We start from the raw sequence: 25,499 nt of genomic DNA on the forward strand, positions 1-25,499 counted from the left end.
ACTCGTTGAGTTTCTTCCTAACCGTAACAATTTATTGATTAGCTAACTAATTTCCTTGCAGGCGAAACCGCTGGACCGTCCGGTTAAGCTCCGAGGCCAATGCAAGCAACTCTATACTGGAGCGACTGGTTTGCATTGCACCTGTCGCCGTCTGGGTAGACAACGTTCGAATACTGGCCAGGGCGCTATCGACAATATGCGCAATCTGAACCTGCTCATTAGCGCCTGCTGCAATGGTTCTATTCTGCTCACGAATAGCCTCGCTGGCAGTAGTAATCTCGAGCAGTGCCCGGTCAGTCGCTTCCGCCTGCTGCAAGGTATGACAGGCGTGCTCTGCAGAGGATTGAAGACTGGCAACGTTCTGTTGAGTACCTTGATTCACGTCATGGACCAACGCTTCGATTTCGTTGGTGGAGGCTCGCGTACGTAGTGCCAGGGCACGCACTTCATCGGCTACCACAGCAAAGCCTCTGCCCTGCTCACCGGCGCGTGCAGCCTCAATGGCCGCGTTCAAGGCAAGCAGGTTGGTCTGTTCCGAAACAGATCGAATGACATCCAGTATTCGGGTAACGCTCTGCGTCTTTTCAGCCAGCCCGGCCGCCTGTTCGGAAGCCCCTAATACACTGCCTGCCAATTGCTTGATGGAGGCAATGGTGTCGGTAAGCTCGCGTTTTCCCAATATGGCGGCCTCGCTGGAGGCAAGTGAATTCTGTGAGGTATTGGCAGCGCTAAGCGCAACCTCTTCTACAGCCTGGCTCATTTGCGCCATAGCCTCAACGGCCTGGCTTACCTCATGGTTTTGCTGTTGCAGATGACAAGCGCTGCTTTCCATGACAGCACTCATCTCATGCGCGGCAGTAGTAAGCTCTGAAGACGCCGATTCGATATGTGACAGCGTTTCGTGCAGACTACCCTGCATGCGCGCCAGTGCCTGCAACAGCCGAGCCGCCTCGTCTTTACCTTGCGACTGAATAGACTGACTCAGATCTCCCTCAGCGATGACTTCGGTGATCGCTACAGCCTGTCGCAAGGGCACCAGTATGCTGACACTCAGCCGCCAGGCCAAGATCATCATGAGTGCCAGCACTGTCCCAATGGTGACAAGGGCAATCAAGCGCGTCTGTTGATAATGCGCCTGTGCCGAGGTGATGGATTGGGCAGCACTCTGCTTATTCAACTCTCTCAACAACTGCACCTGCATATCCATCAGATCGCCCTGCATGCTCAAGGTCGTATCAGAAAGCATATGCGCATCCTGGGCCCTGCCCTGTTCAATCAGCCCCATCTCATCTCGCAGACCCGAAAGAAAAACCTGGTAGGCGTCCTGAAGCGCCCTGATTGAGTCGCGCTGGGTAGCATCCGAAGCCTGTTGCGAATAGAGTTGGAAGTTCTGCTCAAGTTGTCCCGTTAGCTGCTCGACAGCAATCTTCCCATTGATCAATACCGATGGATCTTCCGTAGTGGTCAGAAATCGCTGGGACTCTGTGCGTAGTTTGCCCAGATCAATTGCAATCGCATCCGCCAGTGCAATGTTGGCAAGCGCTCCGCTTTCGATCATCTCGCCCTGCTGGCGAATCTCGTGCATCTGTATAAGACAGAAGCTGCCCAACCCTACGAGCAGCGCGGCCGTAACCCCAAAGCAGACAATCAGGCGATTCCTGATGCCCATACGGCGCAGAAGTGGAAGGGATGCAGAAGACTTGAAAAAGCGCAGGACACTTAATGGCATGTTCACGGAACGACGACAACCATGGCAATAAAGACTGCCCCGCTTATATCAGCCGATCATGATAGCTTAATGACAGCCCATCCCCCTGCCTGGCTGTCGTCGGCCTGCATATAATAAAGAAAGCCTACAGGCCAGCACTGCCAGGCCTTTTCAACCCAGCAATGCTGGCAGAGAGCAAATGCTTGAACCCTTCCTGATCAGTGTTGGGTCAACGTAGCTGTATTGCTCAACCCGGTCTGCATCAAGGTTGCCTGATTACCCTGCCCGGTGCGCTCCAACGTAACAGACAGGCCTGACCCTTGCTGGGTTAGCTGGAAGTTGTCATTGATGGTCTGGCGTTGTGTGAGGCTCATGTAGTTGTCATCGCCTATCTGCGATACATCCAGGGAGCTATTCTCAACGCCGGCCTGCACCAGATCCATGGTGTTTCCATTGCCATCTTGTGTAGCAGTGATTTGGTTGTCTCCACTGCGAGCAGACTGGTCTACATTCAGAATATTATTATCGCCGAGTTGATTAGTTGTAAGCCTGGCCGCAGCAGATCCAAATGACATGCTGGCTAGCCCGCTCTGGTCTACGTTGACCGCGTTGTTGTTACCCGTTTGGTTAAGATCTGCATATGCATTAAGTGTTTGGATAACATTGGCCGTATTGCCATCTCCCTCTTGAGTCAAGGTTGTTAATACAGCCCCCACTCCAAGATCTTTCGGACTAGTACCATACTGCTCGAGTACTGCACTGTTGCCATTTCCCAGCTGTTGGATATTGGCTATGGACTCCGTATCACGCTGCGTTGCGGTAACAGCGTTATTGTCACCTGTTTGGGTTGCCGAGAATCCTCTAGCGAGACCGCCGGTATCTTGGTCAACCGTAATAGTGTTGGCGTTACCTATGGAAGTAGTATAGATCGCAGCCCAATAATCACCGGAGCGAACAATCGTGTGCACGTTGCCTGTACCTTCTTGGGTACTTTCTACATAACCGCCATATACCGCTGAGCCATCAAAAGTAAACTGATTGGAACTGCCTGACTGGTTGAGGGTAACGTACGTATCGCCTCGTTGATAAATCTGAGCCGTTTGATTATCGCCGCTCTGCAAAACAGTTGCATGAGCCTCATCGGTGGTTTCGTCCTGATAGATCGTGGCGGAATGGCCGGTCCCATCCTGTTCGATACGCTGATAGCTGTTGTTACCCAACTGAGTTTGCTGCGCCTGGTGGGACGTACCGGTTTGAACCAGCTCTGCCGTATTGCCATCACCAGCTTGGTTAATTTCCGATACATGCATTTGAGCAACAGCAGAGGCAGAGATAAAGGCCATGGAAATGGCCGCAAGCATGTTGAAACGACGCATATCGAATTCCTTATAAGCATGCCCAGTTAGATCGACCCCTCTTTATAGAGAGGTCGGCGACCAAACGAAACAACAAGCTTTCCGTTTGCTCTTTAGCTTTCCAGTGAATACTGGTAGTACAAGCGTAGCTGTCGGTAAGTCTATTACCATTCAGCCCGACGAAAGGATTTAATTAGCACTTTAGCAATCTTTTTTATTTGCCTTACTGTTGCACAAAGGCGGCTTGAATATAGCTAGTTGCCATAATATTAATTCTTTATCTATATTTCTTCAAAAAGGAATTAATACCGTCTTCATATTTTATCCAGACGTCGTTATTCAACTCATCGCCAGCTGTTGGAATAATGAGCTCAGGTCTGCCCGCTGACGGGCTCCTTGCTGCAGCGTAGAAACCTGATCAAACCTGGCTTTAAGCACAGGAGCTGGCCATATGGCTCCTGCTGCACCAAGGGATGCAAGAGCATCACTCAAATGAACCCATATTATCCAACATACTTATTTCTAATGTCAGCGCTAAATTGGTCAATCGGCTAAAATAACGATAATTCAGAGCAGCAGTGGCGTTAACTTTATTAACTAACAACAACAGCTATCAGTTATGATTAAGCATTAATATGCCATTTCATCAACAGACTGAAACAATCAAACACGGTCATCCCGACTGATAATCCAATCATCTTTAGCCGCTCTGAATCCAGTATTTAACAGGTGCTTAATACCCGTCAGATAACAATTGACTTAAGAGTAACAATAATTTCAATGCACAAGGCATGTATAAATCGCATTGTTATTTATTAAATGAGCGGACGTTTTTATTAAGCCAGGCTTTTCCAAGATTGATGAAGTAGAGAACTGTAATTATATGAGCAACCCATGAATTTTACCTTGAGCGCAAGTCGATTCACGAGCAAGCAGGCAGGCAGGAGGGAATTCAACTCAAGCGAAAGCCTTTCTTGCAGGCATGAAAGAAGGGCTTGTATTTCTACAAGCCCTTTTAGGAGATGGCGCGCTCGAGAGGATTCGAACCTCTGACCGCTCGGTTCGTAGCCGAGTACTCTATCCAGCTGAGCTACGAGCGCGCTGTGGGTGCCAGTATAGGGATATTCCTGAAGTTGTAAAGCTATTTTTTCAATAAAATCAGCTAGATAGAAAATAGCACCTACAAAAGAGGCATATGCATAAGCCCATTGCCCCTTTCCTCTCTATCAAACCAAACCTGATAAGCGGCTGTGACGCGCCTGGCTCCACGCTGCTGGCCAACGTTCTTCTAACGCTTATCTGGTGTATTTAGGCGAAGGATCCGCCCATTCGTTGGCTGATCGCCTCGGCGGTTTCAAGCAACCTTTGTGCAGCCAAACTACCGGGCTCGGCAGAAAAGCTTTGTGCCGCCCCTACGATGGTCAATACACCTACAAGCCGATTCCCCGCGGCAAACACCGGTGCCGAAAGCGCATTGACTCCCTCCATGAGCAGGCCATGAATCGAGTGCAGTCGATGAGCACGGATAGACGCCATAGTGTCAGTCAGCACTTTTTGAGTGGGTGCGCCCGCCTGACGTAGCGCCTGCTTTCTTAACGGAGCCGTTTCGCTATCCGGCAGGAACGCATTAAAGACCAGCCCCGTAGAAGAACTCAGCAATGGAAGTACGGATCCCACCTGGGTTACCAACGTTACTGCACGGACGGCCTGCTCCACATGCACCACTGCCGGACCGTGGTTGCCCCACACCGCTAGAAAGCATGTTTCATTGACTGCATCACGCAGTGTGGCCAGCCTTGGAACACTCACTTTCACGACATCCAGACGTCCCAGGGCTGCCATGCCAACATACAACGCCGCCGGGCCGAGACCATAATGATTGGTAGCCTCGTCCTGCTCGGCAAACCCACTGGCAATCAGTGCCTGCAAGTAGCGGTGCACCTTGCTGGCGGGCATCTCAAGATGCTCTGCGAGTTTGGATAACGACGTCGCTGGCGCCAGATCAGCCAGACCCTTGAGAATATCGGTGCCGACTTCAGCCGACTGAACCTTTTGGCGTCGGGACGACTCAGGAGCCTTCGATTCGCTTGCCATGTCTACAACCGCTACTGTGGGGAGGCGGTGTTATAGCGTGACCGCCTTCAGGATTCAATTTACAAGCAAGCAACGCTTACAGAATCCTTGGTGTACAAGGCAACCCTTTAATCATGAATGTCTGCCTGGCTTGACAAGCTACAAGCTCTTGGCGCACATTCCACTAAACGTAACTGATTTACGCATTATAAAAGACTCACGAGAGTCGCTAATAAAAGCGGTGTAAGTCATGGATCTCTTTACCTATTACCGTTCTACTTCGTCCTATCGCGTGCGCATTGCCCTGGCGCTCAAGGGGCTACCTTACGAGGCGATACCGGTAAACCTCATCAAGGATGGCGGTGAACATCGGCGATCGGACTACCTTGCGCTCAATCCACAAGGTCGTGTCCCGCTGCTGCGCACGGATGAAGACACACTGATTCCTCAATCGCCCGCTATCCTGGAATACCTGGAAGAGCGCTACCCCGAAACGCCTCTGCTGCCAGAAGACATACTCGCACGCGCCCGACATCGGAGCGTAGCGGCCATTATTGGCTGCGATATCCATCCCCTGCATAACGTGTCGGTACTGAACCGCCTGCGCCAGTTGAACATTGCCGAGGCAGACGTATCCGCCTGGATTGCGCATTGGATCAGTGAGGGACTTAGCGCTGTAGAGGCGTTGATAGGCGATAAAGGCTTCTGCTTTGGTGAAGTAGGCCTTGCCGATGTATATCTGCTGCCACAGCTTTATGCTGCGCACCGTTTCAACGTGTCGCTGGAATCGTTGCCTCGAATTGCCCGGATTGAACGCCTGGCGTTAGAACATCCGGCGTTCCAGCAGGCTCACCCCGACGCTCAGGCGGATCGACCGCTATGAAATCCTTTGGCTTCAAGCTTCTGATGGGCGACCACCTGGCTCGCAGCACCCGTGGCCTCTCCTGCGCGCCGCCATGGTCTGGGTACTGATTTTCCTTACCTAATCCATTTGTTTATGCAGGAGCCTGTCATGGCCGATCTATTTGAAAACCCCATGGGCCTCATGGGTTTCGAGTTCATTGAATTCGCCTCCCCGACCCCTAACGTCATCGAGCCTGTACTGGAAAGTATTGGTTTTACCCACGTAGCCAACCACCGTTCCAAGGACGTTGCGCTGTATCGTCAGGGTGATATCAATGCCATTGTCAACCGTGAACCCAAGAGCCATGCGGCCTATTTTGCTGCTGAACATGGCCCTTCCGTGTGCGGTATGGCCTTTCGTGTGCGTGATGCTCACCAAGCTTACTACAAGGCACTGGAAATCGGCGCTCAAGCCGTAGACATTCCTACCGGTCCGATGGAGCTTCGCTTGCCAGCCATCAAGGGCATCGGTGGCGCACCGCTGTACCTGATCGATCGTTTCGAGGAGGGCAGTTCAATCTATGACATCGACTTCGTTTTCCTCGACGGTGTTGATCGCAAGCCGGTCGGGGCTGGTTTAAAGATCATCGACCACCTGACCCATAACGTGTATCGGGGCCGTATGGCCTATTGGGCAGACTTCTACGAGAAGCTGTTCAACTTCCGCGAGATTCGTTACTTCGACATCAAGGGTGAATACACCGGTCTGACCTCCAAGGCCATGACTGCGCCAGACGGCATGGTACGGATTCCGCTGAACGAAGAGTCTTCCAAGGGGGCGGGTCAGATCGAGGAGTTTCTCATGCAGTTCAACGGCGAAGGTATCCAGCATGTTGCCTTTCTTACCGATGATCTCATCAAGACCTGGGATGCGCTAAAGGCCTGCGGCACCCGCTTCATGACAGCACCACCAGAGACCTACTACGAGATGCTTGAAGGCCGCGTGCCCAACCATGGCGAGCCAACTGGAGAGCTTCGCTCACGGGGCATCCTGCTGGATGGCACTTCCGAAGGGGGTGAGCGTCGCCTGCTGCTGCAGATCTTCTCCGAGACCCTGCTGGGTCCGGTGTTCTTCGAATTTATCCAGCGCAAGGGTGACAGTGGTTTTGGCGAGGGCAACTTCAAGGCACTGTTCGAATCGATCGAGCGCGACCAGATCCGCCGTGGCGTGCTAGCCACCGAGTAAGGTCACGGGCGGCCGGTACGCCGGCTGCTCTGTCGGACATGCCCAGAATGAGAATCAAGCCATGAATGTACATGCACAGGGCCTGGATACCCTTCCCTATCAGTCCGGCTTTGGAAACGAATTTGCCAGCGAAGCGCTTCCGGGCGCACTGCCGGTTGGGCAGAACTCACCTCAAAAGGTCCCGTACGGTCTTTATACCGAACTGTTATCAGGAACTGCCTTTACCGTTCCGCGCACGGAAGCCCGGCGTACCTGGCTCTACCGGATTCGCCCGTCGGCTAACCATTCAAAATACAAGCGCCTTGACCGGCAGCTGGCGCATGGCGGCCTCGGTGAAGTAACACCCAATCGCCTGCGCTGGAATCCAATCGCGCAGCCGCAGATCCAGACCGATTTCATCGACGGGCTGGAATGCCTGACGGCTACTCACGATGCGGTGCAGACTACGGGCGTAAGCGTCTACCGCTATGCAGCCAACAGCTCAATGTCTCGAGTCTTCTTCAATGCCGATGGCGAGTGGTTGGTGGTTCCCCAGGCAGGGCGACTGCGTCTGGCAACCGAGCTGGGCATTCTACAGATCGGACCGCTGGAGATTGCGGTTATACCTCGGGGCATGCGCTTTCGCGTCGAACTGCTCGATGGCGCGGCCAGCGGGTATGTCTGTGAAAACCATGGGCAGGCGCTTCGTCTGCCGGATCTGGGACCCATTGGCAGTAATGGTCTGGCCAATCCACGCGATTTTATGGCTCCAGTGGCCTCTTACGAAGAGCGTGATGAGGCAACCGAACTGGTACAGAAATACCTGGGCGAACTATGGTCGACCACGCTGGATCACTCACCTCTGGACGTTGTGGCCTGGCACGGCAACAACGTACCCTACAAGTATGATCTACGCCGCTTCAATACCATCGGTACCGTCAGTTTTGATCACCCCGATCCGTCCATTTTTACAGTCCTGACCTCACCGAGCAGCACTCACGGAATGGCAAATATCGATTTCGTGATTTTCCCGCCACGCTGGATGGTGGCCGAAAACACCTTCCGGCCACCTTGGTTCCATCGCAACCTGATGAATGAATTCATGGGACTTATCCAGGGTGCCTATGATGCAAAGGCCGACGGCTTCTCACCGGGCGGAGCCTCCTTGCACAGCTGCATGAGTGCTCATGGGCCGGATCATGTATCGACGAACCAGGCGATTAACGCCGAGCTGAAACCACACAAAATCGATAACACCATGGCCTTCATGTTTGAGACCGGGCCGGTATTAAGACCCACCCGCCATGCTCTGGAAACCGCAACCTTACAGGCTGACTATGACGCGTGCTGGTCAGGGTTGGGCAAGACGTTTCACCGGGAGGACCCTCTATGAGAACCGAAAATCCACGTCTGAGTTGGGTAGCCTCTGCCAACAGCCATATCGATTTTCCCTTGCAGAATCTGCCCCACGGCGTGTTCAGCCCTCCTGGCGAGACGCCCAGGGGCGGTGTCGCGATTGGGGACTATATTCTGGACATGCGTGTTGCCTGCGAGGCGGGTCTGTTCAGCAGCACGGCGCAGTGTGCCGCCGAATACGCAGCAGGTACCACGCTAAACGCCTTTTTCGCGTTGGATGCAACCGAGCGCCGTGCTTTACGCGAAGAGCTACTGGCATTACTGGACGAATCGAGCCTGCACCGCACGCGCATGCACGCGCTGGGCGATACGTTATTGCGCCCAATGAAAAGCTGCCAGTTGCATATGCCAGCCAAGGTCGGTGACTACACCGATTTTTATGTAGGAATCCATCACGCCACGAACGTGGGCAAACTGTTTCGTCCGGATAATCCACTGCTTCCCAATTACAAATATGTTCCCATCGGCTATCACGGGCGGGCATCCACCATTGACGTATCCGGAGCGCCGGTCATAAGGCCGAAAGGACAAACACTTCCACCAGGGCAGAGCGAGCCGGTGTTCGGTCCCTGCAAGCGCCTGGACTACGAGTTGGAACTCGGCGTCTGGATAGGCCGAGGCAATGCTCGGGGCGAGGCCATCTCAATTGGCAATGCCAAGAACCATATTGCCGGGCTATGCCTGCTCAATGACTGGTCGGCTCGTGATATCCAAGCGTGGGAATACCAACCGCTGGGCCCGTTCCTGTCCAAAAGTTTTGCTACGACGGTTTCCCCTTGGGTGGTTACCGCCGAAGCCCTGGATCCGTTCCGCTGCGCGCAACCGCCCCGGCCAGCTGGTGATCCTCAGCCGCTCTCCTATCTGCTTGATCCAACCGACCAGGAAACGGGCGCGCTGAACATTGAGCTGGAAGTATTACTGCGTACAGCAGCCATGCGTGAGCAGAACCTACCGGCTCAACGCGTGGCCTTGAGCAATAGCCTGAACATGTACTGGACCCTGTCGCAACTTGTTACTCACCATACTGTGAATGGATGTAGCTTGCAGCCGGGGGATCTTTTCGGTTCCGGTACGCTTTCAGGGGAGCAACCGGACAGCTATGGAAGCCTGCTGGAAACAACCGTAGGAGGCAAGCAGCCGCTAACGCTACCCAACGGTGAAACCCGCACGTTCCTGGAGGATGGTGACGAGGTTATCCTGCGGGCCCGTTGCCACCGTGAAGGTTATGCCTCGATCGGATTTGGCGAATGCTCCGGTATCATTCAACCGGCACGCTGAGACCAAAGGGCACTATACGGTGCCCTTCTCTCCCTAAAGCAGAGAATCCATCAGGGCCTTCAGCGCCTCGATTCGCATCGGACGAGCAAGGTAGTAACCCTGCGCCTGGTTACACTTCAACCGGGCCAGTACGTCCATCTGCCGTTGGGTTTCCACCCCCTCAGCCGTGACAGTCAATGACAATGCACGACCCAATCCGATAATGGCCTCGATGACCGCCTCCCCATTGGAGGAGGTATCCAACCCGGCGATAAAGCTGCGGTCGATCTTGATTCCATCGAAAGGATAGGTATGCAGATAGCTCAGCGATGAATAGCCGGTTCCAAAGTCGTCCATGGCCAAACGAACGCCCAGGGCCTTAAGCCGGTGCATGACTTCGCGCGCCGAATTGGCGTTATCCAAGACGACGCCTTCGGTGATTTCCAGCTCAAGCTGATGAGGCGGCAGCCCTGTTTCCTTCAGAACAGCCATGACCCGGGCAACTACATCACTGCGCTTGAACTCCAGGGGTGAAAGATTCACCGAGACAAATGTATCCGGCGCCCACTCCAATGCCTCAAGGCAGGCTTTGCGCATCACCCAGTCACTCAAGGAGACAATCAGGCCAGTCTCCTCCGCAACGGTAATGAAGTGGTAAGGCCCCAGGTAGCCCCGAATGGGATGTTCCCAGCGCACCAGAGCCTCTGCCCCTAACATTCGTTTTTGCGCTGTGTCGAAGCGGGGCTGGAACTCCAGGCGCAACTCGTCCCGTTGCAAGGCCAGCTTCAGATCACTTTCTATTTGGCGCCGGGCCAGAATACGGGTATTCATCTCCTCGGAATAGAATTGCCAGGTGTTCCGGCCGGCAGCCTTGGCTTCATACAAGGCGATATCGCCAAGCCTGAGCAGTTCATCGGTCCGCTGACCATCCTGTGGCGCACACACGATACCGATACTGCTGCCAATGATGACTTCCTGATCACCAATCTGCACGGGCTCGATAATAGCGGCCAGAATTCTTTCACAGAGCTGCTCGATAGCGGAGCGTCCGGTCACTCCTCGCAGGAGGATAACAAACTCGTCTCCTCCCATGCGTGCAACGAATGTTTCACGTCCCAGACTGCTCTTTAATCGATGCGCGATTTCCATAAGAACCCGATCACCGGCCGCGTGACCTAGCGTGTCGTTTACCGGCTTGAAATTATCAAGGTCCATGCAGAGCAGTAAGAGGGGATTGGCCAGCGTAGGCTTGGCGCCAAGCTGACTTTTCAATCGTTTGTACAAGGCACGCCGGTTTGGTAGCCCCGTCAGGCTGTCCTCCAGCGCTTCGCGTTCCCGGCGCTCCTGCTCGGCTCGGCGTTCAGAGATGTCATGCAGAAAAGCGCTGTAAAGCTTATGGTCTAGAGCATCAACAGCTGTCACCTTGAGCTCTACAGGGATACGTGCGCCGTTACGGTGGTGCACCATGATTTCAAGTGCAGCCCCCTCGCCCAGGTCCATTTCCCCAGAAAGATAACGGCTAAGACCGGCCTGGTAGTGATCACCGATGGATGAGGTCATGATGAGCCGGTCTACCGGCTGCCCGACGGCATCCTCACGGCTCCAGCCGAACAGTGCCTCCGCCTTGCGGTTCCAGTCTACGATACGGCCGGCTTCGTTCATGCTGACATAGGCATCACTGCTATTCTCAAGCACTGCACTCAGCTCGGCTTCACGCTTGCGAAGGGCCTGCTCGGACTGCTCCTTCTGTTCGAGTGTTTCGGTCAGTCGCTCATTGGCCTGCTGAAGATCCTGGGTTCGGACATTGATACGCTGCTCCAGATCATGGTGCAGTGCCGCCAGTGACAACTCAGCCTCTTTGCGGGCTTGAATATCCTGTCCAACACGGACGTAATAATCCAGCTCACCCTGATCATTGACATGCCGGGTACACGTCAACCGTACCCAACGGTGCTCTCCGTTCTTGTGCCGGTAACGCTTCTCGATTTCGTACCGGTCGATTTCTCCGTTACGCAACTGATTCAGCAGCTCAAGGTCTTGAGCCATGTCATCAGCATGACTGAGCTCGGCAAAATTCATGCTCAGCACTTCATCACGTTGAAATCCCAGCATGGCGCAAAACGTCTCGTTGATATCAAGCCACTGCCCTGTCGGCGTCAATAGCGAGATCCCCACGCCTGCCCGCTCGAAGATCGTGCGAAACCTGGCCTCGCTGGCCTTGAGCTGGGCAGTGGACTGCTGTAGTTGCTGCCAGGTCTGAACAGCCGATTCACGCCGCTGAATTTCTCGACTGATGACTCCGGCCAGGGCCTCAAGGGTCTCCAGCTGCTGGTCCGTCAAGACTCGCGGATAGGTATCAATCGCGCAGAGCGTACCCAGTGGATGACCGTCGATACTGTTGACCGGAACGCCTGCATAGAACCGAATATAAGGCTCTCCGATGACCAGGGGATTGTGGGAAAAGCGAGGATCTTCCAGCGCATTGTTTACAACGAGCGGGCCGCGTCGCTGGATGGCATAGGAGCAAAAGGCCCTCTCGCGAGGCATTTCGTTAATGGAAACGCCTAGTTTGGATTTGAACCATAGCCGCTCCGCATCTACCAGCGAAACAAGCGTAATGGGCAGATCAAGCGCATCAGAGAGCAGCTGCGTCACCTGATCGAATACAGCTTCGGCCTCGGTATCGAGTATTCCAAGCGCTTTGAGAACGGCGATTCGCTCAGCCTCGGCCATCAAGTCGCTGGTGTATAAATCACTCATGAGCCAATTACTCTCATCAGACGGCAAGCTCGTAGTCAGCAGCAACAGCGGCGCATTGAGCCGGAGGTATTGCTAGCGAAGTCACCACTTGGCGGTACAAATAGAAGATAGGATTGCGTCAGGTTATCGACCGCCCCCGCGATAGCTTTATGCCATTCGTCCGTAAACGTCCGGCTTCTATCCATACAGGGGGTTATGACCGTGAACTCATGCCTTAAGTCCAACACAGGCGACAGATTGCAACCACTCTATTTTAATTATCGCAATAATAGTAAAGTGCGATAAAGTTCACGTATTGATAGGTGCAATAAGCGCTGGACAGACGTAGGCTAGAATAAGAATGCACCGATTGGCTCCGTACGGTGCTCTATAAAGATACGGCTCGACCAGCGGTCTGATCGTACTGCGTTCAGACTGGCTCACTGTTATGCTCATCAAAACGGCTCTAAGGAACTTGCTCACTCACGCAGCGCCTTATCCCGTTCTCCTAACCACTGATCTTTCTTTACGTGTTTTTCACGTGCAACGTGTCAAATTAAACGTTTGTTCTAGGAGGCTCTCGTCTGTGAGTGAGTCGTACCAGCCCGTATCCGAGGGCGTGGATTTAAGCGTCTGTGAGCGTGAACCTATCCATGTTCCTGGTTCTATTCAGCCACATGGATTTCTTTTGGGATGCAGCCTGCCTGATTGGAAAATCATTCAGGCTTCAGCCAACACGGCTGACTACCTCAAAGGATACTCACCCGATTATCTGCTTGGGCTTGATCTTGAGCAGGTACTGCCTTTGGAAGCCGTTCACTCGCTACGTAACCTCCTGCAGACGACGATGCTGTCCGGCACGGCAGAGCGCCTTAACCGCATGTCACTGGACAACAGCGACGTATTTTACGATATGGCCGTTCATGTCTCGGGCGGGATAGCCATCATCGAGGGCACGCCAAGTCTGGATAACACCGCGGCGGCTGACCCTGTCACGCTCGTCAAAGGCCTGATCGGGCGGCTCAAGCGCGCTCCGACCCTTGACCGCTTCCTGAAACAGGCGGCTCAGCAGATCAGGGCATTCACCGGCTACGACCGGGTCATGATCTACAAGTTTTTACACGATAACTCCGGCCAGGTCATTGCTGAGGCGGTAAGGCCCGGCATGGATGCTTTTCTCGGGCTGCATTATCCCGCCTCGGATATTCCGGCTCAGGCCCGAGCGCTCTACAAGCGTCAATGGCTACGTGTAATTACCGATACAGCTTATGTACCTGTTCCATTGGTACCAGGCTTCGGGCCGGATGGCCTGCCCCTGGACCTCAGTCTTGCTACCTTGCGTAGCGTCTCGCCCGTACACATCGAGTATCTGCACAACATGAACGTGCGAGCCACGATGACCGTTTCCATTATGCGGGGGGAAGAGCTATGGGGCTTGATTGCCTGCCACCATAGCGAGCCTTATCGCTTGAGCGGTCCCATGAGCGCTGCCGCGGAACTGTTTGGGCAGGTGTTGTCGCTTCAGCTGGAAGCGAGGGAGCATCAGGATGAGCTGCGCCTGGTCAGCAGCGCGCATGAGGCGCATGACCGGCTGATCGCCAGCATGTCACCCCGTGAGACGCTATTCGATAATCTGGCCGCCTATGCCGGAAACTTGAATGACATCATCCCCTGTGACGGCATCGGGGTATGGTCGGGCAGCCGTTTCACTGGCTTTGGTATCACGCCTCCACCTGAGATGGTAGAGCCGCTGATTCAGTTTCTGAGTATGGGCAGTTCCAATGCGGTACTTGCCACCCACGAACTAAGCAAACTTTTTCCTCCCGCACGGGCTTATGCGCAGGCCGTCAGCGGGGTACTGGCGATACCCTTCTCTCGCTCCCCCCGAGACTATTTGCTGTTTTTCCGTCGTGAATTCGTGCAGACCATCACCTGGGGAGGCAATCCAGACAAACCGGTCACGCCGGGCGAGCGCATCAGCCCACGCAAGAGTTTTGAGGCTTGGAAACAAACAGTTGGGGGGCAGTCACTACCCTGGCGCTCCGATGAAAAACAGATTGCCGAGACCTTGCGCATCTCACTTTTGGAAGTGATCCTTCGGCGTGCCGAATTGATTGCGCAGGAGCGGCAGGTGGCCCAGGAAAGCCAATCGCTGCTCATTGCCGAGCTCAACCATCGGGTCAAGAATATTCTTAGCCTGATTCGGGCAGTGGTCCGTCAGAGTGGTCAGCAGACTACATCCGTCAAAGACTTTACTGCAGATCTTGAGCATCGCATCAACGCCCTCGCTCAGGCGCATGACCAGATGAATCAAGTCGGTTGGGCCTCGGCGCCATTGCTTCACTTGCTGGAAGCCGAAGCCCAAGCCTGGGCTTACGGTGCGCAGGATCGTGTGATGTTTTCCGGTCCCTCGGTCATCCTGGATGCACGGGCCTATCAGACGCTAGCACTGGTTTTCCATGAAATGATGACCAATGCGGTCAAGTATGGCGCCTTGAGCCGCCCGACCGGGCATCTGCTGGTGTCCTGGTTCCTGGTAAGTGATCAGGACCTTCGGATCGAGTGGTGTGAAAGCGGAGGGCCGATAGTAAGCGCGCCTTCCCGCCGAGGATTTGGATCGGTCGTTATCGAGCGGACCATTCCCTTCGAGCTGCAAGGTGAGGCCCGGATCGAATACCGAATCGAAGGTGTCCAGGGCAGTTTTTTGATCCCGGCACGCCATGTGAGTGTGGGGAATGTTACTGAGCTGAAAACGGCGCCTACGCTGGTCACGGCGCAATCGTTGGCAGAGAAAAAATTGTTGCTGGTAGAGGACAGCATGATGATCGCGCTGGATGCACAGGCAATGCTCCAGGAAGCTGGCGCTGATGTGGAGATTGCCGGAACGGTCAACGAAGCACGCCGCGCCTTGGGCTTTACTCATTTCGACGTAGTCGTACTGGATGTGAATCTGTCGGGGGAGACCAGTCTGGCCATTGCAGACGAGTTGGCCGATGCTAAACATCCCTTCATTTTCGCAACAGGCTATGGCGAAAACACGGTGATTCCTGATCGCTTCAAGGGTATCCCCCTCATTTCCAAGCCTTACAGCGCCGGGTCGCTTACCCATGCGATCAATCGGTTTGATATCACCCAAGAGCATGATCGCTTGTAATGACCAGCGCTGCGTAAGCAGGCCCCAACGTTACGGAGCCTGCTTACATCATTTAGTGATGCTGCCTGGTTGCGCTTGCAGTCAAAGCGGTTTCGATCAGATCCACCTCCCTCACCAGCTTTTGTAGCGTACTGTCATTGATATGGTGACGGCTACGCAGCTTGTAGTATTCAGTGCGCTCCGCCTTGAGCGCCTGCAGACGCGTTTCCCGCTCAAGATCGCGTCGCGCTTCGAGAAGCGGGGTCGGCAGCTCGTGGTTATTGATCTCCATGCGCTTGTGGTAGTAGTCCATCAGATGGAGGGTGATCTCGTTGAACGCGACGATAATCTCTTCATCCCCTTGGTGGTCCGCCAGTACCTTCGCTTTTTCTTGGTGATAGTTTTCAATGTGCCGGATTGCCGCCTCGGCCCCACGAATACGCGCATGGCGCTCCTCTTCATATTCGCGGCTGTCTTCAGGCAGATCCAGCCCGCGCAACACCAGAGGAAGACCTACGCTTCCGGTAATCAAGGTGAACAGAATGACGCCAGTCGCCAGGAAGATCAGCAGCTCACGGGCCGGAAACGGCGTACCGTCATTCAGCATCTCTGGCAGCGACAAGGCAGCCGCCAAGGTAATGGTGCCTCGAATACCTGCCAATGTCCCGGCCAACATGACGCGAGCGGAGACAGACCGCGCTGGCTTGCGACGCAACAGCCGAGGCACATGTACGGCACCAAATATCCAGAGAAACCGCATCCCTAGAAGCGCAATCGAAATCAGCGCGACGAAACCCAGCAACTCAATAAACGGTAGCGTAGTGCCTGCACTGGTCGTTGCGTTAAGCGCGCCGCCAATGATTTCGGGCAATTGGAAACCGAGTAGCAGAAATACCAATGCGTTAAGCACAAACTCCAGCATTTCCCAGACACTGCGCGTCTGGATACGGGACGTGGTCTGATCTTGGCGCTTGAGGTCAAGCCGGTTGATGACCATACCCGCTGCCACAGCGGAGAGAATACCGGACAGATGAAAATGCTCCGCCAGCAGAAACGCCGCAAAGGGTAGCAGCAGGAGCAGCAGCACGATCTGAATCGTCGAAGCTTCGCCAAGGTGCCGCTCGATCAGACGGGTCCGCACCACATTAAAGGCCAGCGCCAGCAAGGCGCCCACCAGTAGCCCACCCAGGGAAATCAGCAGAAACCCTACTGTTGCCTGTGCCAGAGAAAACGCACCGGTCAGGGCTGCGGCTACCGCGAACTTGAATGCCACAAGACCGGACGCATCATTCATGAGCGACTCGCCCTCAAGAATGTGCATCAGCCGCGGTGGTACAGGAAGTCGACCGGAAATAGCCGATACCGCGACGGCATCCGTAGGTGAAAGAATCGCCGTCAGTGCAAAGCAGACAGGCAAAGGCAAACCGGGGAATAACCAGTGAACCACATATCCCACACCAATCACGGTTACCAGTACAAGGCCCAGCGCTAATGCCAAAATAGGCCCACGAAGCAGCATGAATTCACGCTGCGGGAACCGTCGCGCATCGGCAAATAGAAGCGGGGCAATGAATAGGAGCATGAACAGCTCAGGCTGAAGCTCCACATGCAGCCCGCTGGCAGGCCAGGCCAGTAGCGCACCAAAAGCAATCTGTACAAGCGGCGTGGGCAGTGATGGTAGAAAGCGAGCCGCCACCCCAGTAGCCGAGGCGACGAGTAAAAGCATTAAAACAAGATAAACCGTATCCATGAATCTTTAGAAAAAATCCTGTCAATGAAGAACCATAAAGCGCTTTAGCGCTATGGAATAAGCGTTGCCGACACCCTCAGGCGTGTCTTCCAATGTCCCTCGGATGATGGTGTTCATTTAGCTTCTGAAGCCTTTTCAGCGTAAGTGAGGTGAGCGTTGGCACCCGTGGCATAATCGCGACCAAGCGCTGTTACAGCGGTGCACTCATTCATCAACCTATCTGCCTGAGTCAACCTGAAAGCATGAAGAATTCGAGCACAGGCTTGAATTACCAACATGTGTAAAAATGTTTCTGAAAAGACTGGGAAATCAGCAGAAGCAGTTAGCCCTCTATGCAGTTTGAAGAAATGCTTTATGTGCCATTCGTCTTATTAAAGCCGATTGTTTTTCTTATTACTGGATCATCTCTAGAACGGTAAGCCATTACAAAGCTAAGTGACTCTAAACACTCACTTATATTGACAAGGCACCCATGTTGTCAGCCATGGGCTTTTTACCAAGTTACAGCGATAGCGATGCCCATTTGTAAAGAAGCTGTTCTTGGCTGGCGCTACGAACCTTTTCCTGACAACCCTGACTGTTATAAGTCCCTGTTGTGTCTTGAAACGTGGTGCAGTCCTCTTTTCCGGTCATTCATTGGCAGTTGACCGAACTATCACGCTCCGTGCGCCGTCCATTCTGCGTCGAGGCAAAACGCCATGCTCTGAACGAGCGAGCCGGTCATGCATCGGATCAAGCGCAGCAGTCTGCCTCATTCTATGGGCTTACCGTTGTTTTCAGGGCAGTGCCCCATAGCGCCTCGGCATCCATTAGCCGAAGGAGTTCGCTATGGCGATTCGATGGAAACCACTTGTGCTTGGCGCTGCTGCCGGCACGGTCGCCCTCCTCTTGCTGGTCCGCTGGATCGGCTGGGACTCGATTGTCGATCAACGCGATGATCTGTTGTTTTATCTGCACGCACACGTATTTCTAGTTGTAGTGTCAATGCTCGCTGCGCTGGCGATAGGTATTCCAGCGGGTATTCTTCTGAGCCGCCCGCGGTTTGTCGGTACGGCCGAGCGGTTCATGCAGGTGTTCAATATCGGGAACACGATTCCGCCCTTGGCCGTGCTGGCTATTGCGCTGGGGTTCCTTGGCATCGGCAACGGGCCAGCCATCCTAGCCCTGTTTATGGCGTCATTGTTGCCCATCGTACGCAACACATACGAAGGCCTCAAAAACGTACCGGGATCACTGAAGGAGGCAGCAGTTGGTATCGGTATGACGCCTAGCCAAGTCCTGTGGCAGGTCGAGCTACCCAATGCTGTCCCGATCATCGTAGGCGGAGTACGCGTGGCCTTAGCTCTTAATGTAGGTACCACACCGCTAGTGTTTCTTATTGGCGCCAATAGCCTGGGCAGCCTGATTTTTCCAGCGATTGCCTTGGAAAATCAGCCGCAGTTGGTATTGGGTGCTAGCGCGACTGCGCTGCTCGCATTGGTCATGGATGGCCTGGTGCTTATCGCCAGCCGTCTTTGGCTCGAACGTGGCCTGGCGCGTTAGGAGAAGACCATGAAGAAAACTCTGATTAATCTCGTCGGTATAACGCTTGCAAGTTTTGGCCTGACCCTGGCGTCAATTGCTCAAGCGGCAGGCGGCCCTATCCGAATCGGTGCCAAGGTGTTTACTGAGCAGGCCATCCTAGCCGAACTTACCGCGCAATATCTGCAGGCCCAAGGCTACCAGCCTGAAATCGTCGGCGGCTTGGGCAGTACCATCGCCTGGAACGGTGTGAAGAATCACCAGTTGGATTTGACCTGGGAATACACCGGCACTTCCCTGGTAGCTTATAACCACATAACCGACAGGCTGGACCAGGAGGCGTCCTATCAGCGAGTCAAGGAGCTTGATGCAGAGATAGGGCTGACCTGGCTCACCCCCACTCGTTTTAACAATACCTATGCACTGGCATTGCCTGAAAAAGTCGTCCAAGAGTATCCCGAGATCAATACTCTGACGGATCTGTCTGCACGGCTGAAGTCGGAACCGGAAAGATCCCACTTGTTGGCGCTGGATATCGAATTTGCCAATCGCTCTGATGGTCTGGCCGGGCTCGTCAAGGAGTATGACATCAAGCTTGACCGCGAGGAGATTCGACAGATGGACCCGGGCCTTGTCTACACCGCTCTGCGTAACGGCCAGGTCTTTGCCGGGCTCGTCTACACCACCGATGGGCGACTAGACGCGTTCAAACTCAAGGTGCTGGAAGACGACAAGCACTACTTCCCCGACTACACCGCCGCGCCCGTAGTGAACAGCAACTACCTGAAAGCGCATCCGGATCTTGAGACGCTTCTAACGCCGCTCGCTGAAAGCCTGGATCAGGCCACCATGCGCCAGCTCAACGCCAAGGTCGATATCAATCGCCAGACTCCAGCGCAGGTCGCGCGTGATTTCTTGCGTGAGCATCCGTTGAAGGGAGAGCAGTAAGATGGATTTCGTCACCTCGTTCAACCATATCGACTGGATGGAAGTACTGCACCTCACCCAACAGCACATCACCCTGGTCGCGATTGCAGTAGGACTCGCTGTGCTGGTGGGTGTGCCTCTAGGTGTATTGATGGCGCGCTTTCCCTGGCTGGCCGGCCCGCTGCAAGGTATCGCGACGGTCGTGCTGACCATTCCGGCCATCGCGCTCTTCGGTCTGCTTTTACCCGTTTACTCCACGTTCGGACAAGGGTTAGGACCGTTACCCGCCATTACCGCTGTCTTTCTCTACTCACTACTGCCTATCTTGCGAAACACCTATCTGGCGCTGAGCAGCGTCGAGCCGGGCATACGTGAAGCCGGTACGGGCATTGGCATGACATTCTGGCAACGCCTGCGCATGGTGGATTTACCGATCGCCGTCCCGGTCATCCTGGCGGGTATACGCACCGCCGTCGTCATGAACATTGGGGTAATGACCATTGCCGCCACCATTGGCGCGGGTGGCCTGGGCGTACTCATCCTTACCTCCATCAGCCGTAGCGACATGGCGACCCTGATTGTCGGCGCCGTGCTCGTCAGTTTGCTGGCCATCGCGGCCGATTTGTTCCTCCAGTGGCTGCAACGCCGCCTCACCCCGCGCGGCCTGTGTGCCAGCGTTTAAGGAGAACCATATGATTGAGCTCGACAAACTCTCAAAGACGTTCAAACAGAATGGCAAAGACGTCAAGGCCGTGGATTCGGTCAGTCTTACTGTAGAAGAGGGTCAGATTTGCGTATTTCTGGGTCCCTCCGGCTGTGGCAAGACCACTACGCTCAAGATGATCAACCGCTTGATCGAACCTTCTTCCGGACGTGTTCTGATCAATGGTGAAGATACTACCGGCATCGATGAGGTGACGTTGCGTCGCCGCATCGGCTACGTAATCCAACAGATTGGTCTGTTCCCAAACATGACCATTGAGGAAAATATTACCGTTGTGCCGAAACTGCTTGGTTGGGACAAGAAACGGTGCCGCGAGCGCGCCACTGAACTCATGAGTATGGTACAGCTTGATCCCAAGCAATATCTGTCACGCTACCCACGTGAGCTCTCTGGTGGTCAACAGCAACGCATCGGTGTAATTCGTGCACTCGCAGCAGAAGCACCTTTATTGCTGATGGACGAGCCATTCGGTGCAGTGGATCCGATCAACCGTGAGGCCATCCAGAACGAGTTCTTCCAGATGCAACGGGCGCTGAACAAGACCGTTATCATGGTCAGTCACGATATTGACGAAGCCATTCGCCTGGGCGACAAGATTGCGGTCTTCCGAGGCGGCAAGCTGGTTCAGTTCGACCATCCCGATACATTATTGGCCCATCCCAAAGATGACTTTGTCAGCAGCTTTGTAGGTCAGGACAGTACCCTCAAGCGTCTGCTTCTGATTCGCGCCGAAGATGCTGCTGACAATGCGCCTTCCATTCGACCAGATACCCTCATTGGCGATGCGCTGGAGCTGATGGAGGAGCATGACCGGCGTTACGTGGTCGTGACCGACGCCGGCAATAAAGGGTTGGGTTATATTCGTCGACGCGACCTGCGTGGCCAGAGCGGCCCGGTAGAGCCGTTTCTGACACCGTTCAAGGCTACCGCAGCCTATGATGAGCACTTGCGCATTCTTCTGTCTCGCATGTACCAGTTCAACTCGTCGTGGCTACCGGTATTAAGCGCCGAGCATGATTTTCTAGGAGAAGTCACCCAGGAATCAATTGCCGACTACCTCAGTTCAGGTCGCTCACGCGGCAAAACGACCATCGTTTCTCCAGCCGAACAGACGGCATGAGAAGAGGCACCCTTGGGTGCCCTTACGCTGCCAAGCAGAAAGCAGTTGTTTCCCAAGGCATCAAACGTAACGTCATGGAAATCCGCAATGGCACCGTCAAAGTCATGGGCGGTATCAAAAACGAGGCCCAGACGACATATCAGTTATCTGAGCTATTCCAGGCGAGCTATAGGCGGTGGTAGGACGGGTTTAGCTGAGTGCCTAGACCTGCTTACAGCTAAATAAAAAGGGAGCAAACAACATGATTCGCTCCCTTTGAAATGGTTGTACCTAACGCCAGCTTGTCAGGGCTAGCATCAACTCAGATGCGGAACCCACCAACCAAGTGCTGCAAGCGAGCGGCTTCCTGCTCTAGGGCCGTACAGGCCTGTAGTGTAGATTCCAGGTTCGCCACGCTTTGCTGGTTCAACAGGTTGATCTCACTGATATCCATGTTCAGTGTTTCAACAACTGCCGTCTGCTCTTCAGTTGCCGCCGCGACCGACTGGTTTTGCCCATCAATATCACCGATCAGCAGAGTCACGCTGTCCAGACGTGCCCCTGCTCGTTCGGCAACGCTCATGCTGTGGGTACTCTGCTCCTGGCTTTCGCGCATCAGCTGTACGGCATCTCGCGAACCGGTTTGCAGCTCTTCGATCATCTGGTGAATCTGCTGCGCCGAACTCTGAGTACGGCTCGCCAGGGAACGCACCTCATCAGCAACCACAGCGAAGCCACGTCCCGCCTCACCGGCTCGGGCGGCTTCAATCGCCGCGTTAAGCGCCAGCAAATTGGTCTGCTCGGAGATACCTCGAATGACATCGAGAATCTGGCCGATATTGGCCGCCTTGCCGTTCAACGCTTCGATATGGTCACACGATGTGCCAATCTTTTGTGATAAGGCCTGCATGGCTTGCAGCGCTTCGCCGAGCACTTTGCGTCCTTCCTCGCCCTGCATACGTGCAGTGCTGGCGTCACTGGAAGCATGGGCGGCATTCCCAGCGATTTCCTGTGCCGCAGCACCCAGCTCATTGATGGCCGCAGCGACACTGTTGGTACGCTGGGACTGATTATCAGACTGCTGCATGGAAGCCGTAGAGGCATCCAGCACCAAGCGGCTCACCTGATTCAACTCACTCGAGCTTTGTGCAACGTTACGAATCGAGTCATGGATACGGGCAACGAAACGGTTAAATGCCGTGGCCAGTGCACCGAATTCATCACGGGCTTCCACGGGTAGACGACGGGTCAGGTCGCCTTCGCCCTCGGCAATGTTGTCCATCGCGCGGGTCAGATCACGCAGAGGGCGTAACAACGTCTGCAACAGCAAACCCAGCAAAACGATAATCGCCACGACGGCAACCAGTGTCGCCACAATCGCCAGATTACGCGCCTTGATAACCGGGGCATACGCCTTGTCCTTATCGATAGACAACCCCAGGTACCACTTGACAGAGGGTAGGCCTTCTACCGGCGTAAAACTGATCAGGCGGTCCAGACCATTTTGGCGCGTCTCGCTAAAACCAGGCGCCAGGGTAGGTGTAGCCTCGGGGAAAATATCCTTAAGGTTTTTTAGCACCTGATCTGTATGACTGCTGACAAGAATCTTTCCTTCGCTATCGACCAGAAAGGCCTCACCAAGGCCACCGGCATCCAGAGATGTGATGATACTGACCAGCGTTGACAGGTTCAGGTCACCGCCCACAACGCCCGCCAGTTGACCGTTCTGCATGAGCGGTGTCGCAATGGTTACGCCTAACTGGCCTGAGGAAGCAAAAACATAGGGCGCTGTCAAAACAGTACTGCCAGCGGTGGTTGCTGCGTTATACCAAGGGCGCTTGCGTGGATCGTAACCAGCAGGCAAGGTTCGCTCCGGACGCGTGGTATAGGTACCGTCTACCTGCCCTAGGTAAGTGGAATCAAAATTACCGATGTAGATTTTCTGCTCAAGCAAACCCGCCAGGACCGCAGGTGAGCTGTCTCGCGTCAGGGTTTGCGCCTGGCTTTCAATCAACTTGACTCGTGCATCGAGCCAGTAGGCAATATTGCCTGCGGTCACTTTGCCCGTTTCAGTCAAGGATGCCTGCAGGCTCTGATCGATTGCCTGACGTTGAAGATACGCATTGAAGCCGGCAAAGCCGGCTAGGGCAACAGTAACTACCAATGCAGCTGCCAGAAGAATCTTGTGGCTGAATTTCAGTTGCTTGAACATGAGACAGAATCTCTGGGTTGAAGGACGCGTTGCGATAAAAGGCGCAACTGAACTACAGCTATCGGCTTTCGCGTCAAATGCTTGAGCAGGTTGTTCGTTTATCGAGCAGATGCGAATTTGGTAGAAACAAGTACAGGCTTGATTAAAAGGCCATCACCCCTCGCCCCCCTCTCTAAGGCCCTACAGGCATGGCCTACCTTCGCACAACAGTTGGAAACACCAATAGCGATTGCCGCCTAGACGATTTTCCGATAACTACCCTTATGATGTTTATGAAAGCGATCCACTTCCTTTAAGCCTTAAGCAATCCCCCGCCTGCACCCAACAAGGAGAACATACATGGCCCGTCTTACCGCAAAAGATTTCGCGCCTGAGCTGCTTGAGCTGTATGACTATTACGTGCATGGGCGAATCAATCGCCGGGAGTTTCTCGACCGTGCAGGTAAGTTCGCCGTAGGCGGATTGGCCGCCACGACGCTTCTTGCCGCCTTGAGTCCAGATTATGCACTGGCACAGCAAGTCGAATTTACCGATCCTGAGATCATTCCTGAATACATTTCCTATCCATCACCTAAAGGGCATGGACATGTCCGTGGCTATCTCGTGCGACCTGCGCAGGCCAAGGGAAAGGTCCCGGGTATTGTCGTCGCTCATGAAAACCGTGGGCTCAATCCCTACATCGAGGACGTTGCGCGACGCTTGGCAAAGGCGGGATTCGTGGCGCTGGCCCCTGATGGCTTGAGTTCCGTAGGCGGCTACCCGGGAAATGACGACAAGGGGCGCGAGCTTCAGCAAACCGTTAATCCCGAAAAGCTGATGAACGACTTTTTTGCTGCCGTCGAATGGCTCATGGGGCATGAGCTCACAACTGGCAAGGTAGGAATCACCGGTTTCTGCTATGGCGGAGGCGTAGCCAATGCGGCAGCTGTCGCCTATCCTGAACTCGGCGCAGCCGTACCGTTTTATGGCAAGCAACCCAGAGTTGAAGATGTCCCTCGCATCAAGGCACCGTTACTCATTCATTATGCCGAGCGGGATGAGCGTATCAATGAAGGTTGGCCTGCCTATGAGAGCGCCTTGAAAGCCGCTGGCAAAACCTATGAAGCCTATATCTATCCCGGCACCAACCACGGATTCCATAATGACTCGACGCCACGTTATGACGAAGCCGCCGCAACGCTGGCATGGGAGCGAACACTGGACTGGTTCCGCCGTTATCTGGCCTGAGTAAAGAGCTATTGAAATAGCTTTTGTAAGGCACCATCTCAATCACAGGTTAGAGCACTGCAAGCCACCTTAACCAGAATCAGGTCACGGATGGCTTGTCTGTGCCTGTACGGCAGAGCACCTTCTTACAGGCATACTTACCAACCCTTACAAGAGCAAGACGTATACTCGCCAAACGTTTGACCCATAACGATATTTGCAACCTCTGGCCGCAGAAGCGCTGATCGAAATAGCGTAGAGTAAGCACAAACCGATTGTTACGTGTTCCGCACAGGTTTGATCAGCCAGTC

16 protein-coding genes, 1 tRNA gene and 2 pseudogenes are annotated in these 25,499 nt (G+C 54.3%); 10 read left to right on the forward strand and 9 right to left on the reverse strand.

From position 1 onward, the window contains the following. Positions 1 to 46: 46 nt before the first annotated feature. The 5 genes and pseudogenes from JQR90_RS23020 to JQR90_RS23040 all read right to left on the reverse strand — a co-directional run bounded on the left by JQR90_RS23020 (position 47) and on the right by JQR90_RS23040 (position 5,157). Entirely contained in the window at positions 47 to 919 is an 873-nt protein-coding gene (locus JQR90_RS23020) for a methyl-accepting chemotaxis protein (RefSeq protein WP_434141112.1), read from the reverse strand. Beyond that, positions 911 to 1,729: pseudogene (locus JQR90_RS23025) on the reverse strand (MCP four helix bundle domain-containing protein); the annotation flags it as partial. The pseudogene JQR90_RS23025 and the gene JQR90_RS23020, both read right to left, overlap by 9 nt. Before the next feature lie 197 nt (positions 1,730 to 1,926). Then, a complete protein-coding gene (locus tag JQR90_RS23030) occupies positions 1,927 to 3,084 on the reverse strand; it encodes a hypothetical protein (RefSeq protein WP_434140835.1) in 1,158 nt (385 codons plus the stop codon). A 1,002-nt stretch (positions 3,085 to 4,086) separates the two neighbouring features. Next, positions 4,087 to 4,163, reverse strand: a tRNA-Arg gene (locus JQR90_RS23035). Between the two features lie 208 nt (positions 4,164 to 4,371). After that, positions 4,372 to 5,157: an IclR family transcriptional regulator gene (locus JQR90_RS23040; protein ID WP_010798719.1), complete on the reverse strand. Its 786-nt coding sequence runs from the start codon at positions 5,155 to 5,157 to the stop codon at positions 4,372 to 4,374. Between the two features lie 229 nt (positions 5,158 to 5,386). Here JQR90_RS23040 and maiA point away from each other — a divergent pair, with 229 nt between their 5' ends. The 4 genes from maiA to fahA all read left to right on the forward strand — a co-directional run bounded on the left by maiA (position 5,387) and on the right by fahA (position 9,898). Then, positions 5,387 to 6,019, forward strand: a complete 633-nt coding sequence (gene maiA, locus JQR90_RS23045; protein WP_010798720.1) for a maleylacetoacetate isomerase — start codon at positions 5,387 to 5,389, stop codon at positions 6,017 to 6,019. Positions 6,020 to 6,148: 129 nt separating this feature from the next. Next, positions 6,149 to 7,225 carry a 4-hydroxyphenylpyruvate dioxygenase gene (hppD, locus tag JQR90_RS23050; protein ID WP_010798721.1) on the forward strand — a complete coding sequence of 359 codons (1,077 nt, stop codon included), beginning with the start codon at positions 6,149 to 6,151 and terminating at the stop codon, positions 7,223 to 7,225. Positions 7,226 to 7,286: 61 nt separating this feature from the next. Next, positions 7,287 to 8,597 carry a homogentisate 1,2-dioxygenase gene (gene hmgA, locus JQR90_RS23055; RefSeq protein ID WP_112297999.1) on the forward strand — a complete coding sequence of 437 codons (1,311 nt, stop codon included), beginning with the start codon at positions 7,287 to 7,289 and terminating at the stop codon, positions 8,595 to 8,597. Continuing rightward, complete coding sequence (gene fahA / locus JQR90_RS23060) at positions 8,594 to 9,898, forward strand: fumarylacetoacetase (RefSeq protein ID WP_010798723.1); 1,305 nt, start codon at positions 8,594 to 8,596, stop codon at positions 9,896 to 9,898. The genes hmgA and fahA overlap by 4 nt, the downstream gene beginning before the upstream one ends. 33 nt (positions 9,899 to 9,931) lie before the next feature. On the opposite strand, the gene JQR90_RS23065 is transcribed toward fahA, so the two are convergent. After that, the gene (locus JQR90_RS23065) at positions 9,932 to 12,637 is read right to left on the reverse strand and encodes a bifunctional diguanylate cyclase/phosphodiesterase (protein ID WP_010798724.1); all 2,706 of its coding nucleotides are present in this window, start codon (positions 12,635 to 12,637) and stop codon (positions 9,932 to 9,934) included. A 565-nt stretch (positions 12,638 to 13,202) separates the two neighbouring features. Here JQR90_RS23065 and JQR90_RS23070 point away from each other — a divergent pair. Then, a complete protein-coding gene (locus tag JQR90_RS23070) occupies positions 13,203 to 15,770 on the forward strand; it encodes an HWE histidine kinase domain-containing protein (RefSeq protein WP_010798725.1) in 2,568 nt (855 codons plus the stop codon). Between the two features lie 52 nt (positions 15,771 to 15,822). Here the strand turns inward: JQR90_RS23070 and JQR90_RS23075 are convergent, their stop codons facing one another. Continuing rightward, positions 15,823 to 17,475, reverse strand: coding sequence for a Na+/H+ antiporter (locus JQR90_RS23075; protein ID WP_083603249.1), 1,653 nt, complete (start codon positions 17,473 to 17,475; stop codon positions 15,823 to 15,825). A gap of 852 nt (positions 17,476 to 18,327) precedes the next feature. On the opposite strand from JQR90_RS23075, the gene JQR90_RS23080 reads away from it, so the two are divergent. Genes JQR90_RS23080 through JQR90_RS23095 form a run of 4 tightly spaced genes read left to right on the forward strand, consistent with a single transcriptional unit; the run spans position 18,328 to position 21,791 of the window. Continuing rightward, positions 18,328 to 19,041: an ABC transporter permease gene (locus JQR90_RS23080; protein WP_010798727.1), complete on the forward strand. Its 714-nt coding sequence runs from the start codon at positions 18,328 to 18,330 to the stop codon at positions 19,039 to 19,041. Between the two features lie 9 nt (positions 19,042 to 19,050). After that, entirely contained in the window at positions 19,051 to 19,968 is a 918-nt protein-coding gene (locus JQR90_RS23085) for a glycine betaine ABC transporter substrate-binding protein (protein ID WP_010798728.1), read from the forward strand. A gap of 1 nt (position 19,969) precedes the next feature. Then, positions 19,970 to 20,629, forward strand: coding sequence for an ABC transporter permease (locus JQR90_RS23090; protein ID WP_010798729.1), 660 nt, complete (start codon positions 19,970 to 19,972; stop codon positions 20,627 to 20,629). Between the two features lie 10 nt (positions 20,630 to 20,639). Next, positions 20,640 to 21,791, forward strand: a complete 1,152-nt coding sequence (locus JQR90_RS23095) for an ABC transporter ATP-binding protein (RefSeq protein ID WP_010798730.1) — start codon at positions 20,640 to 20,642, stop codon at positions 21,789 to 21,791. A 301-nt stretch (positions 21,792 to 22,092) separates the two neighbouring features. Here the strand turns inward: JQR90_RS23095 and JQR90_RS23100 are convergent, their stop codons facing one another. Both JQR90_RS23100 and JQR90_RS23105 read right to left on the reverse strand, forming a co-directional pair. Next, complete coding sequence (locus JQR90_RS23100; RefSeq protein ID WP_371106401.1) at positions 22,093 to 22,857, reverse strand: methyl-accepting chemotaxis protein; 765 nt, start codon at positions 22,855 to 22,857, stop codon at positions 22,093 to 22,095. A 90-nt stretch (positions 22,858 to 22,947) separates the two neighbouring features. Then, a pseudogene (locus tag JQR90_RS23105) lies at positions 22,948 to 23,982 on the reverse strand (cache domain-containing protein); the annotation flags it as partial. A gap of 339 nt (positions 23,983 to 24,321) precedes the next feature. Between JQR90_RS23105 and yghX the strand changes: the two are divergent. Then, entirely contained in the window at positions 24,322 to 25,209 is an 888-nt protein-coding gene (yghX, locus tag JQR90_RS23110) for a YghX family hydrolase (RefSeq protein ID WP_434140836.1), read from the forward strand. Positions 25,210 to 25,499: the final 290 nt, after the last annotated feature.

It is taken from the genome of Pseudomonas sp. JZ114 (assembly GCF_051027705.1).
In the GTDB taxonomy this organism is placed as follows: Bacteria; Pseudomonadota; Gammaproteobacteria; order Pseudomonadales; family Pseudomonadaceae; genus Chryseomonas; species Chryseomonas luteola.

What these genes read in the sequence shown, in the direction of transcription:
- hppD (WP_010798721.1), top strand. Translation starts at nt 6,149, where the DNA reads ATGGCCGATCTATTTGAAAACCCCATGGGCCTCATGGGTTTCGAGTTC.
- JQR90_RS23075 (WP_083603249.1), bottom strand. Translation starts at nt 17,475, where the DNA reads ATGCTTTTACTCGTCGCCTCGGCTACTGGGGTGGCGGCTCGCTTTCTA.
- JQR90_RS23065 (WP_010798724.1), bottom strand. Translation starts at nt 12,637, where the DNA reads ATGAGTGATTTATACACCAGCGACTTGATGGCCGAGGCTGAGCGAATC.
- maiA (WP_010798720.1), top strand. Translation starts at nt 5,387, where the DNA reads ATGGATCTCTTTACCTATTACCGTTCTACTTCGTCCTATCGCGTGCGC.
- JQR90_RS23080 (WP_010798727.1), top strand. Translation starts at nt 18,328, where the DNA reads ATGGCGATTCGATGGAAACCACTTGTGCTTGGCGCTGCTGCCGGCACG.
- hmgA (WP_112297999.1), top strand. Translation starts at nt 7,287, where the DNA reads ATGAATGTACATGCACAGGGCCTGGATACCCTTCCCTATCAGTCCGGC.
- JQR90_RS23100 (WP_371106401.1), bottom strand. Translation starts at nt 22,857, where the DNA reads ATGCAGCAGTCTGATAATCAGTCCCAGCGTACCAACAGTGTCGCTGCG.
- JQR90_RS23040 (WP_010798719.1), bottom strand. Translation starts at nt 5,157, where the DNA reads ATGGCAAGCGAATCGAAGGCTCCTGAGTCGTCCCGACGCCAAAAGGTT.
- JQR90_RS23095 (WP_010798730.1), top strand. Translation starts at nt 20,640, where the DNA reads ATGATTGAGCTCGACAAACTCTCAAAGACGTTCAAACAGAATGGCAAA.
- fahA (WP_010798723.1), top strand. Translation starts at nt 8,594, where the DNA reads ATGAGAACCGAAAATCCACGTCTGAGTTGGGTAGCCTCTGCCAACAGC.
- JQR90_RS23090 (WP_010798729.1), top strand. Translation starts at nt 19,970, where the DNA reads ATGGATTTCGTCACCTCGTTCAACCATATCGACTGGATGGAAGTACTG.
- JQR90_RS23030 (WP_434140835.1), bottom strand. Translation starts at nt 3,084, where the DNA reads ATGCGTCGTTTCAACATGCTTGCGGCCATTTCCATGGCCTTTATCTCT.
- JQR90_RS23020 (WP_434141112.1), bottom strand. Translation starts at nt 919, where the DNA reads ATGCAGGGTAGTCTGCACGAAACGCTGTCACATATCGAATCGGCGTCT.
- yghX (WP_434140836.1), top strand. Translation starts at nt 24,322, where the DNA reads ATGGCCCGTCTTACCGCAAAAGATTTCGCGCCTGAGCTGCTTGAGCTG.
- JQR90_RS23085 (WP_010798728.1), top strand. Translation starts at nt 19,051, where the DNA reads ATGAAGAAAACTCTGATTAATCTCGTCGGTATAACGCTTGCAAGTTTT.